This window comes from Spiroplasma endosymbiont of Eupeodes luniger, from assembly GCF_964019525.1.
Lineage (GTDB): Bacteria > Bacillota_I > Bacilli_A > Mycoplasmatales > Nriv7 > Nriv7.
Window position 1 is genome coordinate 838,796 of sequence record NZ_OZ026453.1, and the last position, 15,868, is coordinate 854,663.

The 15,868-nt window shown below is 29.3% G+C and carries 13 protein-coding genes; 1 reads left to right on the forward strand and 12 read right to left on the reverse strand.

Annotated features, from left to right (window positions below):
* Nucleotide 1 precedes the first annotated feature (1 nt).
* From trxB to AACK86_RS04935, 9 genes are all read right to left on the reverse strand, one after another.
* Complete coding sequence (trxB, locus tag AACK86_RS04895; protein ID WP_338981698.1) at nucleotides 2-946, reverse strand: thioredoxin-disulfide reductase; 945 nt, start codon at nucleotides 944-946, stop codon at nucleotides 2-4.
* A complete protein-coding gene (locus AACK86_RS04900; RefSeq protein ID WP_338981699.1) occupies nucleotides 930-2,153 on the reverse strand; it encodes a prolipoprotein diacylglyceryl transferase in 1,224 nt (407 codons plus the stop codon). The genes trxB and AACK86_RS04900 overlap by 17 nt, the downstream gene beginning before the upstream one ends.
* A gap of 27 nt (nucleotides 2,154-2,180) precedes the next feature.
* A complete protein-coding gene (gene hprK, locus AACK86_RS04905; protein ID WP_338981700.1) occupies nucleotides 2,181-3,113 on the reverse strand; it encodes an HPr(Ser) kinase/phosphatase in 933 nt (310 codons plus the stop codon).
* Nucleotides 3,114-3,309: 196 nt separating this feature from the next.
* Nucleotides 3,310-3,663, reverse strand: coding sequence for a hypothetical protein (locus AACK86_RS04910; protein ID WP_338981701.1), 354 nt, complete (start codon nucleotides 3,661-3,663; stop codon nucleotides 3,310-3,312).
* Nucleotides 3,664-3,681: 18 nt separating this feature from the next.
* Nucleotides 3,682-4,209 carry a hypothetical protein gene (locus AACK86_RS04915; RefSeq protein ID WP_338981702.1) on the reverse strand — a complete coding sequence of 176 codons (528 nt, stop codon included), beginning with the start codon at nucleotides 4,207-4,209 and terminating at the stop codon, nucleotides 3,682-3,684.
* A 45-nt stretch (nucleotides 4,210-4,254) separates the two neighbouring features.
* Complete coding sequence (locus AACK86_RS04920; protein WP_338981703.1) at nucleotides 4,255-5,139, reverse strand: hypothetical protein; 885 nt, start codon at nucleotides 5,137-5,139, stop codon at nucleotides 4,255-4,257.
* A 144-nt stretch (nucleotides 5,140-5,283) separates the two neighbouring features.
* Entirely contained in the window at nucleotides 5,284-5,472 is a 189-nt protein-coding gene (locus AACK86_RS04925) for a hypothetical protein (protein WP_338981704.1), read from the reverse strand.
* A 10-nt stretch (nucleotides 5,473-5,482) separates the two neighbouring features.
* A complete protein-coding gene (gene uvrA, locus AACK86_RS04930; protein WP_338981705.1) occupies nucleotides 5,483-8,353 on the reverse strand; it encodes an excinuclease ABC subunit UvrA in 2,871 nt (956 codons plus the stop codon).
* A 31-nt stretch (nucleotides 8,354-8,384) separates the two neighbouring features.
* Nucleotides 8,385-8,957 (reverse strand): energy-coupled thiamine transporter ThiT, encoded by a 573-nt coding sequence (locus AACK86_RS04935; protein ID WP_338981706.1) that lies wholly within the window; start codon nucleotides 8,955-8,957, stop codon nucleotides 8,385-8,387.
* A 569-nt stretch (nucleotides 8,958-9,526) separates the two neighbouring features.
* On the opposite strand from AACK86_RS04935, the gene coaE reads away from it, so the two are divergent.
* Nucleotides 9,527-10,114 carry a dephospho-CoA kinase gene (gene coaE, locus AACK86_RS04940; protein ID WP_338981707.1) on the forward strand — a complete coding sequence of 196 codons (588 nt, stop codon included), beginning with the start codon at nucleotides 9,527-9,529 and terminating at the stop codon, nucleotides 10,112-10,114.
* Nucleotides 10,115-10,116: 2 nt separating this feature from the next.
* Here coaE and uvrB read toward each other — a convergent pair whose 3' ends face one another.
* The 3 genes from uvrB to AACK86_RS04955 all read right to left on the reverse strand — a co-directional run bounded on the left by uvrB (nucleotide 10,117) and on the right by AACK86_RS04955 (nucleotide 15,862).
* Entirely contained in the window at nucleotides 10,117-12,081 is a 1,965-nt protein-coding gene (uvrB, locus tag AACK86_RS04945) for an excinuclease ABC subunit UvrB (protein WP_338981708.1), read from the reverse strand.
* 11 nt (nucleotides 12,082-12,092) lie between these two features.
* Nucleotides 12,093-14,489, reverse strand: coding sequence for a preprotein translocase subunit SecA (gene secA, locus AACK86_RS04950; RefSeq protein ID WP_422398382.1), 2,397 nt, complete (start codon nucleotides 14,487-14,489; stop codon nucleotides 12,093-12,095).
* A 128-nt stretch (nucleotides 14,490-14,617) separates the two neighbouring features.
* Complete coding sequence (locus AACK86_RS04955; RefSeq protein ID WP_338981710.1) at nucleotides 14,618-15,862, reverse strand: acetate kinase; 1,245 nt, start codon at nucleotides 15,860-15,862, stop codon at nucleotides 14,618-14,620.
* Nucleotides 15,863-15,868: the final 6 nt, after the last annotated feature.

A 15,868-nucleotide genomic window follows, 5' to 3' on the forward strand; every position in this document is an offset into this window, starting at 1 on the left:
ATTACAATTTCAATTGATCTAAATATTTTATTGCTTCTTGAGCAGCAATCGCACCATCACCAACAGCAGTAGTAATTTGTCTTAAAACTGTCTGACGAACATCACCAATCGCAAATATTCCCAAAACACTAGTATGCATTATTTCATTAGTAATAATATAACCATTTTCATCACAAATTTTCAAATCTTTAACAAAATTAGAAATTGGTGTTGAACCAATATAAGGAAAAATTGCACTAGCATCAATTACTTGTTGCTCTTTTGTCACAGTATGTTCAATAACAACTTGTTCAAGAGAATTTTTACCAATAACTTCTTTAACAACATAATTTAACAATCATTCAATTTTATTATTATTTTGAGCAATTGTTAATGCTCCTTTCGAAGCCCGAAATTCATTTCGGCGATGCACTAAATATAACTTTCTAGCAAACTTAGTTAAATATACCGCTTCTTCAATAGCAGAATCACCCCCGCCAACAACAACAATATCCTTATTACGAAAAAATGCCCCATCACAAACCGCACAGTAAGAAACTCCGTGACCATATAATCTCTTAGCACCATCCACCAATAACTCATTTTCAACTGTTCCCGTAGCAATAATAACCGCTTTAGTAAGCCATATTTTACCATTTTCACCAGTAATAATCTTATTATTATCGTCAGTTGCAACTTCAATGTTTTTTACCTTAGTAGCTTCATATTCAGCGCCTAATTTTCTAACTTGTCTATCCATTGCTAATGACAAGTCAGGTCCTAATATTTTATCAAAACCCGGATAATTTTCAATATCATAAGTTTTTACCATTTTTCCTCCGGGAGGACCTCTATTAATAAGAAGTACTTTCAACTCCGCCCGACATGCATAAATCGCACTAGTAAATCCACCCGGACCCGCACCAATAATAATTAAATCATAATCAGTATTAATATTGTTTTTCATATAATCACCTAATTTGTCTTCATTTACGAACGCTAATAACCTGTGCAAAAATTATCAAAGTAATTCCAGTAATAACACCTAACCCTAAAAATATATAAGTAGCCACATAATCATAAGGAAATAAGATATCACTTTCATCACGAAACATTTCCAAAATAATTCGCACCATACTATACATAACTACATAACTTCCAGTTTGAACGCCAACTCGCGTCATTCAATATTTATCCGGATTAGCATTTTTTTCTAAAGGTTTAGCATCTTGAGTTCATAGTTGTTTAATTCTTATTCATTGATTTTTAAATCATCGTTCCATAAGTCTAAAAAATGGATTATTAGCTTTTAAATGCGGTTCTGGATATTTTCTTACTACCGTTAACTTTTTTGTTTTACTCGGAGTTTCTTCAAAATAAGCTTGATTTCAACAATTTAACTTTCAAAGACGATGATAATAAAGTTTTTTAAACGGTGTTGCCCAATTTTTTTCACTTTCCAATAATTCAACATCTTTTTCTCAAAGCGGAACAAATTTTTTAGGATATTTCTTTCAAGGTTTAACACTATTTCACATACCAATTTTAGGAATAACAAAAGTAATTAGTACCCAAGAAAATAAATTAATTAATGATTCATACAAAAACAAAGGGTGACGAACAATCCCAATTCCTTCAGCTGGAGTACCATCCACATTAGCTTTTCTTAAATTTTCTAATAATCAATCAGGTAATCAATCTAATGAAGTCGTTATCTGTCCTAAAAGTTCATGATTGAAAAAATTACCTCATCGACCAATAACTTGCCCTAATAAAATATTTGGAATAATGGCATCAGCAAATATTCATAACGATATTTCATATTTTTTAGAATAATGCCGAAATCAAAAAAAACCAACAATAACACCAGCAATAACACCACCATGAATTGCTAATCCCGGTTCTCAAATCATAAAATAACCTCAAAACCCATACTGATCAATAATAGGACTATTAATTTTACCAATAATTGAAGAACCAAAAATTGCACTCGGAACAGTTAAAAAAATACTTCATTCAAATGGTTCAGTTGGAATCTCGCGACGTTTTAATTTAATCCAAGAAGCTAAAATCGAAACAATTATTCCTAAAAGAATAAAAAGCGGATAAAATCTTAAAATACCATTAGTCCCTGGAATTTCATTAGGTACTCAATTTGAATATATATTCATCATTTTTACTTTTACACTTAAACCTTTCTCTTATGTTTTAAGTTCACTATCAATTCGGTTAATAAATAACTCAGAACTATTCATACCTTCATTATGCAACTTAATATTAATAACAGCTGCTTCAATTAATTCCGAAATATTTCTTCCTAAAGTTACAGGAATCGTAATCGCTGGAATTTTAATACCAAAAATTTCTTCTCTATCAATTTCTGTTTGCACACGATTTAAATTAGCAAAATACTCACTATCAGCCAATTTTAAATTAACAATAATATCAATATCAGTAACTTCCAAAGTTGTTCTTGAACCATACATCTTCGTTAAATTTAAAATCCCAATACCTCTAATTTCAATATGATGCTTTAACTTTTCATCGTTACGACCAATAACTTTATTAACATATCTTTGCAAAACAATCGCATCATCGCCGACAAACAAATGTCCTTTTTTAACTAATTCTAAAGTATTTTCTGATTTTCCAATTCCACTATCACCTTTAATTAAAACTCCCAAACCATAAATATTAATTAACGATGCATGAACCATTTCCATTGGTGCTAAACGATTATCAATGTAACTAACAATAATATTATAAAAATCATTAGAAGAATAATTAGCCTCAATAACAGGAAAATTTATTTCTTTAGCATATTCTACTAATACCGGCTCATTAAAACGAATACTAGTAAAAATCGCTGGAACATCTTGATTAATAAGTTTCTCATAACGAGCCTTGCGCTCTGATGCTGGTAACTTATTAATATATTCATTCTCTTTACCACCTAATAAAACAATCCGATGTTTACGACTAGTTTCATCAGATATAAAACCTGCTAATTCTAATCCCGCACGATTAATGCCCCCAATTTCAATTTCTCGTTCCAATACTTGTTCATCACCAGACAACAACGATAAATTAAATTTTTCTACAACTTCTCGTAAAGTTAATACTTTTTTATTCATAATAACATCACCTATCATTTCATATAATTTAATGTTTTCTATTAAATATAATATCACAAAATTGATAAAGAACACACCCAAATAACTAGGACATCAAATTCTCCTAAATTAAAAATGCATCACTTTAAGATGCATTCATATTTTATAAATTAAATTCGTTAACAACATTTATTACAAGTTAAATAAAAATTTTGAGTTACTTAACAATAAAATTAACAATAACTTTATCATCAATCGGCACACGATTAACCGAACCATTTTTATTAGTAGCACTAATAATTACATCAATTTCCATACTATTACCAGTCAAAGGAATTTTTAAAACAATCGTTGCATTTTTCAAAGCAATTTGTAAATTAGCAATAATTTTTGAAGTCGCTGGATCATAAACATCTTTAATCGCATCATTTAAAATTTCTTTAATTTTTAAAGTAACATCTTCACCACGAACAACAGGACCTGTTAAAGTAATTGCTTTTAAATTTAAAAATTGTAAAGCCAATTTAAGATACGAAATATTAAGTTCCTCTTGTGCAATAAAAATCGCCAAATCAACTTTAACAGTATATTATTTATCATTTGTTACTTCCATTTTATTTTTATCCTTAGCATGAGCCTTAACAATTACATCAACAGGAACACTCGTTCCCTCTGCTTCATATTTTTCTTTTGCTTCTGCATATGATAATATTTTTGTCTTATCTTTCAATTCAATAGTTAAATTAGTAAAATCATTACTTTCTAAACCACTAATAGCACTTTTTAACTCTAAACTAATCAACTTCATTACATTAGCATCTGTCAAAATTTTTGTTTGCAATGAAAAGTCTTTTAATAATAATTTATCTAACGCCTTCTGCGCAGCATCAATTTTTGCTTGTTCAGGATTAACAATCGCTATAAAATTAACTTTCACTTTTTGTGTTGTATTGGTAACAACCGTTACATTAGTATCTTTTGCCTTAGCAGTAATAACAACATCCAAATTGAAAAACTTAGTTGCTAAATCTATTACATGATAACTATCAGTATTTTTAAAAGTAATTGTCAAATTAGTAAAATTATTATTTGTTAATCCCGCAATTGCTTCTTGCAATTTACTAGCAGTAATTTTTATTTCTTGGCCAATATAGAAAGTACCCTAAACATTAATATCTTTTTTTGTCGCACTCATCGCTAACAACTTAGCATTAATGAGTGCCTTAATATCATCACCACGAATTACTAAATCAGCAACAGTAATTGATTCTAAAACTAAATTATCAATTTCAACTTGCGCAGGATGTTGTATGGGTGTAAATTTAACTTTTACTTTCTTAGTAGGATTACTTACTAATGTTTTCTTACTATCTTTAGCATTAGCACTAATAATAACATCTATCATAAATGAGGTCGTCGTCAAATCAGCAACTTGATAAATAAAACTTGAACCCCCGCTTTTAAAAGCAATTTTTAAATTAGCAAAATCACTACTTACCATACAAGCAATTGTTTCTTGTAACCTAACTAATGTCACCGTAATATTTTTCCCAATAATGAAACTTTCACTAAAAACGATTTCTTTTAACACAATATTATCTAATGCCGTTCTTGCTGCCATTATTTTCTCAGCATCATCCTCAGCTTGGGTTTTAATATTAGTAAAATTAACCATTACCGTTTTCTCACTTCTAACTCGGCTTTGTTCAGAATCTTTTGGTTTGGCAATTAACCTAACACCAATATTAATAAGTAAACCAGCATTAGGTGCCGTAATGACTTTATCTTTTAAAGCAAATGATAAATCTGTAAAATCAGGACTTTTAATTGAAGCAATTAATTCTTGAACTTTTGATGCAATTAAAGTCGTAATATTACTTCCACGAATAACTAACTCCAAAATCGTAATCTCCTTTAATGAAACCTCATTAAGTGCTTTTTGCGCTGCTAATAACTCTGGATTTTCAATTTCAAACACAAATTTTACTTTCCGACTAACAGTAATTTGTTGTGGCTTTGTTCCAATAGTTTTACCAATTAAAAGCACAAAAAATTCTTTAAATTCAATATCTTTCTCAACAACAAAAACATCATCACTAATTATCTTATCAGTATCTAAAATAATTTGTAAATCAGTTACTTTATCAAGCGGAGCTTCAATGACATTATCAATTAATAAATTATCAATAACTTATTCTTTAATATCTTCATTTTCTTTAACTAACCCCAAATCAATCTCATTTAAAACAACATTTTCCAATGATTTAATTGCTTCAGCAACATCACCATTTTCATTACTAGCACTATTACAAGCCACAATAACTATAATTGGTGATATTGTTAAACAAATGATTATTGCTATTTTCAAACGAATTTTCATTAATAGTCACCTACTTTATATTTAATTTAATATTATCATTAATTTGATAAACTTTTCTTAAATATTCAGCCGTATATGAATTTTTATTACTATTAATTACTTGCTCTGGTGTTCCTGTAACAATTACTTCGCCACCATACTTTCCACCATTAGGTCCTAAGTCAATAATGTAATCACCTAATTTAATAACATCTAAATTATGTTCAATAACAAGAACGGTATCACCATTATTAACAATACGACTAAGAACTGATAATAATCTTTTAACATCATCAATATGTAATCCCGTTGTTGGTTCATCTAAAATAAATAGTGTTTTCCCAGTTGCTCTTTTTTGTAAATAAGTCGCTAATTTAACTCTTTGAGCTTCCCCACCAGATAATTGGGTTGTTGGTTGTCCTAACTTAATATATCCCATACCAACATCAAGTAAGGTTTGCAATTTAACATTAATTTTTGGAATATTTGCAAAAAACACTTGCGCTTCAATAACTGACATATTTAAAACATCATAAATATTTTTCCCTTTATATTTAACTTGTAAAGTTTCATCATTATAGCGCATTCCTTCACATATTTCACAAGTAACAAAAACATCTGGTAAAAAATGCATCGCAATTTTAATAATTCCTGCTCCCTGACAGCGTTCACATCTGCCACCACGAACATTAAAAGAAAACCTTCCTTTAAGATAACCTTGAATTTTAGCTAATGGCGCCGCAGCAAATAAATCACGAATATCATCAAAAACTGAAGTATAAGTTGCTGGATTACTATGCGGTGTCCTTCCAATCGGTTCTTGCGAAATATTAACAACTTTATCAATATTATCCATTCCCTTAATATTTTGATGTTTACCAGGGCGATTAACCTTTTGTCCTAAATTTCGTAACAGATTTTTATATAACACTTCATTTACTAAAGTTGATTTTCCACTGCCAGAAACCCCTGTAACAACAATAAGTTTTCCTAAAGGAATAGTAACATCAATATTTTTTAAATTATTTTCTCTTGCTCCAATAATAGTAATTTTCTTACCATTGCCACTTCGGCGCTTTTTTGGAATTGTAATCGTTTCTTGATGTGATAAATATCTCCCTGTAATTGACCTTTCACTAGCGATAATATCAGCCATTGTTCCCACAGCAATAATTTCACCACCAAACTTACCAGCTTTAGGTCCAATATCAACAAGACAATCAGCTTGATACATCATATCTTCATCATGTTCAACAACAATAACGGTATTTCCTAAATCTCGTAGCGATTTTAAAGTTTTAATTAAGCGATCATTATCTTTTTGATGTAAACCAATTGAAGGTTCATCTAATACATACAATACTCCTGTCAATTTTGAACCAATTTGCGTTGCTAAACGAATTCGTTGCGCTTCGCCACCAGATAATGATTGAGCTGCTCTTGATAAATTTAAATATCTTAAACCAACATCATTTAAAAAACTTAAACGATTAACTAATTCATTAATAACTAACTTAGCAATTTCTTGTTGTTGTTCTGATAGTTTCAAACTAAGAATATAATCTAAACTTTCATCAATATCTAAATTAGTAAATTCATTAATATTTATCGTTCCTACTTTAACACATAATGCTTTAGGATTTAATCGTGCCCCTTTACAAGACCAACAAGTTTTATCACTCATAAATTTCCGATAATATTCACGACGCATTTCATTAGCAGTTTCAACAAAGCGTCGTTCAATAATACTAGCAACACCTTCAATATAGTCATAACTTTTATAAGTATTATTACTATTAGATACTAAAGTATAATTTAATTGTTCATCACTACCATACATTAAATAATTAATTTGTTCATCACTAAGATTTTTAATCGGTTGATCTAAGTCAATACCATATTCTTTACAAATAATTTTTAATTTCTGTCATTCTAAAGTATCACCACCAATAAAATTTTTATAAAATTCAATCCCACCTTGATTAATTGAAAGATTACGATTAGGAAATAATAAATCTTCATCAACTTCCAAGCGAATCCCAATACCTTTACATTCAGAACAAGCCCCCATTGGTGCATTAAAGGAAAATAAACGGGGTTCTAACTCCGGAATCGTAAAATTACACTGATTACACGCATGATTTTGCGAAAATAATAATTGTTCTTTACTATTAACAAGAATAACTTTTGCTAATCCTTTACTATATTTTAATGATTTTTCTAAACTATCATGAATATTAGATCAAACATTATCATCATCACTTAATTTAATGCGATCAACAACAATATCAATATTATGCCGTTTATTTTTATCTAATTGAATATCATCATCTAAAGAATAAGCGTGGTCATTAACTTTAACCCGTAAAAATCCTTCATGTCGCAAAGTTAAAAACAACTCATAATGCGTCCCCTTTTTATCAATAACTACTGGCGACAAAATTTCAATGCGTTCTTCTGTTGTTACTTGTTTTAATCGTTTAATCATTTCCTTAATTGTCATTGCTTTAATTAAACCATGACCATTAATACAATATGGTAGTCCCACACGAGCATATAATAATCGCAAATAATCATATATTTCCGTCACCGTTCCCACAGTACTACGAGGATTATTACTAGTAGTTTTTTGATCAATAGAAATTGCTGGTGATAATCCTTCAATAGAATCAAGATCAGGTTTTTCACTATTACCTAAAAATTGTCGGGCATAGGCCGACAATGATTCCATATATCTTCTTTGTCCTTCAGCATAAATCGTATTAAAGGCTAATGATGACTTTCCACTACCAGAAACGCCAGTAAAAACAATTAATTTATTTTTAGGAATTGTTAAATCAACATTTTTTAAATTATGTTCTCTAGCTCCTTTAACAATAATATATTTTGTTGCATCATCCATCAAATCACCTCCAATATTTAATTAGCATTTGCTAATTAATTTGATCATTATATTTTTCTTTTCACGGCATTAATACTCTAAATAATAATGGCAATGATAATATCATTAAAGGATACACAAAAATAAAAACATAAATTAAATTATATATTAATGCATAACCTCAAACACTAAAACCATCTCACGCATAATTACCAAAATATAATACCCCCGATAATACATTGCATATATATATAATAATACAAATAACTGTTATAATAAAGGAAATTTTAATGTTAGCATTAAACCGCTTTTTAAAATTAATATTCACTATTCCTATTAAAGAAGGCATAATCATAGGAATAAAATAATCCAGTAAATATTGTCAAGGATTAATAATTGCTCCTTGGGGAATAATAATTAATGAAATTAAAGCACTAATACCACCGGTTGCAATTCCGTGTCAAAAACTAACAACAAAAGCAATTAAAAATACGGGTCAATATTTTAAACCAATACTGCCCCCCATTGGTAATTTAGGAAAAAATATCATCAGATAATCTAAAATTAATGATAAACTAACAAAAAAAGCGATTAATACTAAATCAAATGTTTTTCAATGATACATTTTAAAGCATTGTTTTTTAATCAATTTAAAATTAACATTAGATTTTATTATTTTTTGCCAACTTAATAACCAAATTAATATTAAACTAGCAACTAAAAATAATAATAAAATCACGATAACTGCAATTTTAATAAATAAGACAATTTTATTATTAATTAATTGTGTATTCTTAAAATTAGAAGAAAAAATGCTTAAAAATTTTTCTTCCGAACTTATCGTTATCAAAATTATTACTCCCACAATTAAGAAACAAAAAATTCCATTAATTAACATTAAAATTCAACGATAAATTTGATTAGTCTTATTTACTTCTTGCACCATTTTTAGCCTCCTTAATGATAGCAAGAAATCTAATACATTTTGAAATATACAAGACTTCTTCCGCTATTATTACCTAGTTCAAGTTCCAAGAGTATCTCTCAGGAAAAATGCCACCTCTGTCTTATATCAATTGATATATCCATATATATTATAGTGAATTTACGACAAAATATAAAGTACTATTATATTTCCATAAAATCAATTATAATGTAAATTGTAAAGTTAAAAATTAAACTAAGGAGAACAAAATGCTAATTATTGCCATCACAGGAAAAATCGGTAGTGGAAAAAGTATTGTTAGTAAATATTTACAAAAAAAAGGTGCCTATTGTATTGATATGGACATTTTAAGTCAAGAAATAAGAACCCTTCCCAAAGTAATAAAAACCATCAAAAAACGCTTTGGAAGTGTTGCGTTTACTGATAATGAATTAGATACTAAAAAACTCCGAGCAATCATTTTTAATGACCCCAAAGAGCGCCTAAAACTTAATAACATTATGTGACCATTACTAAAAAAAAGTCTTCAACAACAAATTAAAAATCATAATGATAAAACCCTAATTATTGTTGAAGCCGCAGTAATCTTACAAGCCAAATGAAACAAACTCGTTAATAAAATTATTTTTGTTAATAGCGATTGAGAAACCCGTGTTAAACGAATTATTGAACGCGATAACCTCACTGTTGAAGAAATTATGAAGATTAGTCAACAACAAGATGATTATGAAACTTATAAAGATGTTATTGATTATCAAATCATCAATAATGACTCCACAAAAGAACTTTATCGTCAAATTAATGAAATCTTTGAAAAAGAACAATGAAATATTTAATCTTATTCGGTTTCCAATTCCAAAATTAAATCTCGTAACTGTGCCGCTCGTTCAAACTGTAAATCTTTTGCTGCCACTAACATTTCCTTTCGCAAATCATTAATGATTTGCGTTTTTGTTGCGATATAATCTTTAGACTTTCTTTTATTAACAATATTAAATTCTTGCAATAATTTATTAGCAAATAACGAATCATCAATCTTTTTCTTTATTGTTTGAGGAATAATATTATGTTCTTTATTATAAGCAATTTGCACATTTCTTCGGCGTAGCGTTTCAGCCATTGCCTTTTGCATCGCATCCGATATTGTATCAGCATACATAATAACATTACCATTAACATTTCTTGCTGCCCGACCAATAGTTTGAATTAATGACCGCGCATCGCGTAAAAATCCTTGCTTATTAGCGTCTAAAATACAAATTAACGACACCTCAGGAATATCTAATCCTTCGCGTAATAAATTAATCCCTACCACAGCATCATAAACGCCTTTTCTTAGTTCTAATAAAATCTTTGAACGATCTAAAGTTTTTAATTCACTATGCAAATATGCTACTTTAATATTTCGTTCCTGCAAAAAAGTAGTTAAATCTTCTGCTTGTCTAATTGTTAAAGTCGTAATTAATACTCTTTCACAATTTTCTTTTCGCACTAAAATATTTTCAATAATATCATCAATTTGATTCATCGTTGGTTTAACAACAATCGTTGGATCAACTAAACCTGTCGGGCGAATAATTTGTTCCGTTACTTGATAATTAACTTGATTTAATTCAAAATCACCCGGAGTTGCTGATGTATATATCACCGTTTTTAATTTATTCATAAATTCTGTAAAATTTAATGGTCGATTATCTAAGGCACTCGGTAAGCGAAAACCATAATTAACTAATGTTTGTTTTCTACTCCGATCAGTATTAAACATTCCTCTAACTTGTGGTAAAGAAATATGGGATTCATCAATAATAGTTAGAAAATCATCACCAAAATAATCAATTAAAGTATGTGGTGGCACATCTTTATCTCTTAAATCTAAATGTCGGGAATAATTTTCAATACCACTACAAATACCAAACTCTTGCAATGCTTCTAAATCATGATTAGTTCTTTGTTCAATCCTTTGATACTCTAATAATTGATTATTAGCCTTTAAAACTTCTAAATATTTTATTAATTCTGCTTCAATTCTAGTAATTGCCTTTGCTAATCTTTCTTTAGAAGTAATATAGTCCTGAGCAGGAAAAATTGTAAAAGATTGATATCTTTCAATTACTTTACCAGTTAAAACATCAATCTTAGCAATTTCATTAATATCATCATCAAATAAATCAATGCGTAAATAAAATTCATCCGTTCAACCTGGTGCTAACTTAATAACATCACCTTTTGCCGTAAACATTCCCGGACGAATTTCTAAATCATTACGAGTGTAACCAGAATTAACAAGAAAATATAATAATGCTTTTCTTTCAACTTTTTGACCATTACGAATTTCAAAAAAAGATTTTTTATATTCGTCAGGATCTTGGGCACCATAAATCGCAGCAACTGATGCTACAACAATAACATCCTTTCTAGTAACTAAAGCATTCATCGCACTTAACCGCATCATTTCAATATCACTATTAGATTTTGCTGTCTTATCAATATATGTATCCGTTTTTGGCATATATGCTTCTGGTTGATAAAAATCAAAGTTAGAAACAAAATATTCTACCCGATTTTCAGGAAACATTCCTTTTAATTCACCATATAATTGCATTGCCAAGGTTTTATTATGTGACAAAATTAAAGTTGGTTTATTAATTTTAGCAATAACATTAGCAATCGTATAAGTTTTTCCCGTACCCGTTGCTCCTAATAATACTTGAAATTGTTGATTTTCTTTTATTCCTTGGATTAAACTTGCAATTGCTTTTGGTTGATCACCTGCTGGCTTAAAATCAGCAACTAATTTAAACATAAAAATTTTTCCTAACCACCTTGCTTTGCCTTTGTCCTCTCAATAGCCTCCCTTACCTCCCCGGATATATCATCATCAATATCAGAACCAATTTCTAAACTACACAAACTAATAACTACTTGATGAGCAATATTAATTCGCATCCGATTAAATAATTGAGCTGATTCATCAATATATGCATGTAATGGATTCGACTGTCCATAGCTTCGTAAATAAATTCCTGTTCTTAATTTACTAGAACCATCAATATGTTCTGTTCAATGATGATCAAAAGCTTGTAAAATAATTTGATTTTCAATTTTTCATAACATCTCTTCTGGAATATTTTCAATAGTTTTCTCATAGTGATTAAAAATTACCCGACCAATTGCTAAAACAGCATCATGCCGTGTCATTGTTCGTAATTCTTTAGCATCTAATTCATGATTACTATTAATTAACTTTGTTTCTAAACTTTTTACTAAACTAACAAAATCAATCATAATTTCTTTATTAATCTCTTTTGTAAAAATATCCAATAAATCAGCACTAACAGTAAAAATCATTCTTTCAACTAATGGAGCATAAACCTTAGTTTGTAAAATTGCATCGCGTTGTTCATACATTACTTCTCTTTGCTGAGCTAAAATATTATCATAATCCAACAAATTCTTTCTAGTATCAAAGTTTAATCCTTCAACTTTTTTCTGAGCATTAGTAATACTTCGTGATAACAATTTTGATTGAATATGATCATCGCCTAAACGACTAAATAATCCTTGTAATTTTTTACTACCAAAACGAAGCATTAATTCATCTTCTACTGAAAGATAAAATCGTGAATAACCTGGATCTCCTTGACGCCCCGATCTACCTCGTAACTGATTATCAATTCTTCTCGCTTCATTTCGTTCCGTACCTAAAACAGCCAAACCACCTAAGGCAATAACACCATCACCTAATTTAATATCAGTACCTCTTCCTGCCATATTGGTAGCAATTGTAACAGCGCCAATTTGTCCCGCACCCGCAATAACTTCTGCTTCTTGAACATGATTTCGCGCATTCAAAACATTATGAGCTATTTTAGCTTCTTTTAAAATATTTGATACTTCCTCAGATGTTGTAATTGATGCTGTTCCAATTAATATTGGTTGCCCTTTGGTATGTCGTTCTTTAACCTCTTTAACTAAAGCCTTATATTTAGAACTTTGTGATGCAAAAACTAAATCCGTATCATCTTTTCTCACAATCGGAAGATTAGTAGGAATTTCCATTACTCGCATATTATAAATCTTAATAAACTCTTCTTCTTCCGTTTTTGCTGTTCCTGTCATCCCACTCAATTTATTATATAAGCGAAAGAAATTTTGATAAGTAATCGTTGCCAGCGTTGTTGTCTCATGTTCAATAGTAACTGCTTCTTTAGCTTGTAATGCTTGTTGTAAACCATCACTATAAGCTCTTCCTGGCATTAACCGCCCCGTAAATTGATCAACTAAAATTATTTCATCATTTTGAGCAACATATTCAATTCCATTCGTAAAAACATGAACAGCTTTTAAAGCATTTAAAATATGATGAAATAATTCTGATTGCTCCAAACTAAACAAGTTTTTAACACCAAAATGTTTTTCTGCCTTTTTAACACCAGATATTGTTAAAGCCACCTGCTTAGTTTCTAAATCAATTTTAATATCTGCCTTTTTATCCAAACTTTTAGCAAACCGGTCAACATTTTCATATAAAGGTTCACGACTTTTAGAACCACCAGAAATAATTAACGGTGTTCTTGATTCATCAATTAAAACTGAATCAGCCTCATCAACAATTGCAAAATTCAACCCACGTTGGACTTTTTCACCATAAGTATGCACCATATTATCTCTTAAATAATCAAATCCTAATTCCGAGTTAGTAGTATATGTAACATCACACAAATAAGCTTTTCGTTTTTGGTCATTACTTAAATCTCTTAAATTAACACCAACTGTTAAACCCAAAAATCCTAACACCGCTCCATTAATTTCAGCATCACGCTGTGCTAAATATTCATTAACAGTAACAATATGAACGCCCTTACCAAGTAAAGCATTCAAATACATTGGCATAATCGCTGTCAAAGTTTTTCCTTCCCCAGTTCGCATTTCCGCAACATCACCATTATGTAAAACAATACCACCTTCTAACTGAACAGCAAAAGCGTGTAATCCCGAAACTCTTCTTGTTGCTTCACGCGCCACAGCAAAAGCTTCAATTAAAATATCATCTATAGTGGCACCCGCTTCCAATCGCTTTTTAAATTCATTAGTTTTATTTTTTAAACTATCAGCAGATAATTCTTGCATTTCTAAATCTAGATTTAAAATTTCTTGAACATCAGCTCTAATGCTTTTTAAAACACTTTTATATTTATTAAAAAACTTCATATATATCGCTCCAGTTTCTAATTTCTCGCCTATAACATTATTAATTTTATCATACTTTAAAATACTAATAAAATCTTTAATAAACAAAAAAACTGATTAATTTCAGTTTTTTTATAAAATATGTTAATTTAATTAATATTATTTAATAACCGATATGTCTCTTCACAAATCATTAATTCCTCATTAGTTCGAATCGCATAAATCGCCACTGAACTCAAATCATTAGATATTTGTAAATAATCATCATATGATTGGTTATTCTTACCATAATTATAATCTAACGCCATAGTTTTAATATTTTTAATAATCATTTCTCGAATTAAGGCACTATTTTCACCAACACCAGCCGTAAAAACAATCGCATCAACCTTATTATCCAAATCATTTTGATACTGAGTAATATAATCAACAAGTCTTTTAGCATATAATTCCAAGGTAAATTGTGCTTGACTATTACCATCCTTAGCAGACTGACTAACTTCTCTTGTATCAGAAGAAATTTGACTAACTCCCAATAAACCAGATTCATTATTTAGTTTATTAACAACACCAACAATATCTAAATTTAATTGTTCAGCAATATATTGATGAATCGCTGGATCAATATCACCACTACGAGAACCCATCATTAATCCTGCTAAGGGTGTAAATCCCATTGATGTATTATATGATTTCCCATTTTTAATTGCACAAATACTAGCACCATTTCCTAAATGACAAACAATCGCATTAATATTACTAACAGGTTTATTAATAATCAAACTTAGTTTATTAATAATATAATGATAACTAATACCATGAAATCCATATCTTCGAACATTATAATCAGTATATCAATTATATGGTACGGGATAAATATAATTTATTTTTGGCATTGTGGTATGAAATGTTGTATCAAAAACAGCAATATGCGGACAGTTAGCGACCGCTTGAAATGCTTTCAAAGTACTTAACCCCGCAGGATTATGTAACGGTGCCAACTTAATATTTTCGGCAATTATCTTTATAATGTCATCATTAACAAGAACACTTTCTTTGATTTTTTCACCGCCGTGAACAATGCGATGCCCCACAGCAATAATTTCATTAAAATTTTGAATCACATTTTGTGATTTTAAAAGTTCTAAAATAACTTCTGCGGCCACATTATGATTTGATAACGAGGTATCGCTAACAAATTCATTATTATTATTATTATATTTAATCGTCGTTTTACCATCAACAAAAATTCTTTCTGCTAATCCCTTACAAATTGGATTAAATTGTTTATTTGTTGTTATTTCATATAATTGAAACTTAATTGAACTTGAACCAGCATTAATAACTAAAATTTTTTTCTTTAAATTAGATAGCATCATTTTATTTCCTTTCATTAATCT